Source organism: Bathymodiolus platifrons methanotrophic gill symbiont, from assembly GCF_002189065.1.
Lineage (GTDB): Bacteria > Pseudomonadota > Gammaproteobacteria > Methylococcales > Methylomonadaceae > Methyloprofundus.
This window is the reverse complement of sequence record NZ_BDMN01000166.1, coordinates 1-1,518: the sequence shown is the minus strand read 5'-3', so window position 1 is coordinate 1,518 and position 1,518 is coordinate 1. Positions and strand designations below refer to the sequence as shown.

The 1,518-nt window shown below is 43.8% G+C and carries 1 protein-coding gene and 2 pseudogenes; all 3 read right to left on the bottom strand.

Annotation, left to right across the window (positions count from 1 at the left end; translation table 11 throughout):
* Nucleotides 1–261: 261 nt before the first annotated feature.
* Nucleotides 262–1,012 (bottom strand): annotated as a pseudogene (locus CDZ78_RS10180) (zinc-binding metallopeptidase family protein); the annotation flags it as partial.
* Nucleotides 1,009–1,107: pseudogene (locus CDZ78_RS10175) on the bottom strand (peptide-methionine (R)-S-oxide reductase); the annotation flags it as partial. The pseudogenes CDZ78_RS10180 and CDZ78_RS10175, both read right to left, overlap by 4 nt.
* Before the next feature lie 5 nt (nt 1,108–1,112).
* Nucleotides 1,113–1,518, bottom strand: a 406-nt coding sequence (locus CDZ78_RS10170; RefSeq protein ID WP_211200761.1) for a hypothetical protein, incomplete at its 5' end; no start/stop codon positions are given.

Here is a 1,518-nt window from a genome sequence, read left to right as displayed (position 1 = left end):
TCGCTGTCAGCCCCGGACGGGATGATAGTCTCCAGAAGGCGCAGGGAAATTTGCCAATCCGAAGTGCGCGATAGCGCGCGAGGGAGGCTAAAATTTTATCCCGAATAGCCGTAGAGCCATTTGTGGTAGCCATGACTGAGCTGCTTTGTACTCAGTCTGTGGCGGACGCAGGGCGGCTGGAGCATCTCCTGTTCGCTGCGTAGGTGAACGAATTACGGCGACAGGAGTCCCGGAATTTCGTGAGGTAGCATGGCGCGCCTAAAGCAAAGCCATTAAACCCGCATGACAGGAAGCCAGGTTATCTAACTGACTATCAGCATAAAACTCTTGCTTAGCTCCCCAGAATGCGCCCTTCTGAGTATCATAAACATTAAATTCCCAGGACAGAATTTGTGCAGCGGGAACCTGACACTGAGTCACTAATAAGTCGGTAAAAGCCTGATCCGGAACCTGCTCTTTACTACTCATGGCAAATATAAGCGGTAATTCTGTCTGCTTATTAAGCTTCAAACCGTCTTCATTAACCTTTCTATTCATATGTATAGCAAGGTTAGGTAAACGTAACAAGGATTGCTCAAAACACAGTAATTGTGTTTTGATTTCACCTGCCTCAGTACGATAACTCACCCGTCCGGCAAAGCTTAAATCCCGATTGGTAAAGGTTGCCAGAATTGGACCGCCATAAACCTCTACTCCAATACGCAAGATCTCGCCTGATTTATGCAAAGCATGAGGTTTAATCCTTAAACCCGGTGAATCGGTATGCGCACCGATTATTTTATAACCACTTTCAGCTAATGATTTTTGTCCAGCCACAAAGGCAATAATAGATGAATCATCACGGATAACATAATACCGGTTTCCTGATACTAACTGCCATTTCTGCTTTTCAGATAACCGAATGAATGATGCCGCCTTGTAAAGCCTGCTCCATCGTTGCCACCGCATGCCAGGGACTGGGGCTGGCATCAATAAAATCTAATAATTCCTGAACTTGTTGTTTATCATTCATCTTGGTTTTAAATCTAATGAGGCTGAATTAATACAATAGCGCAAGCCTGTTGGCTCCGGTCCATCTTCAAATACATGCCCTAAATGCGCATCACAGATCATCAGTGTTCCCCTATCTGATTCACCCTCGGAACTAATTTAGCAACAAGCGCATTGATAAAGCTACTCAGCGACTTTCCTGTCATTATTGCGTTTTGAACAGCCCGAATAGTATATGAGCTTATACGTGCGATTCTTTCATTAAAAAATAATGGATTCACAAATCCTCCCCTTTTTTTAGCTGCTTGCTGCCTTTTCTCAAGATCTTCTGTGTACTTTTTATCAGAAGGGTGAATCAACTCTGGATCTTGTATTTTAGAAAGCTCTTCGACCGTGCGTAATAAGTTGTAGCTCATTGCTGTCAGCCGCATCTGGTTCTTGAGTGAGTTATTATCAGAAGACCATGCTTTTGTTTCTTTCAAATTACTTTTACTGTTATTGAATGCTTTCTCAATCGTCCAGCGCTTG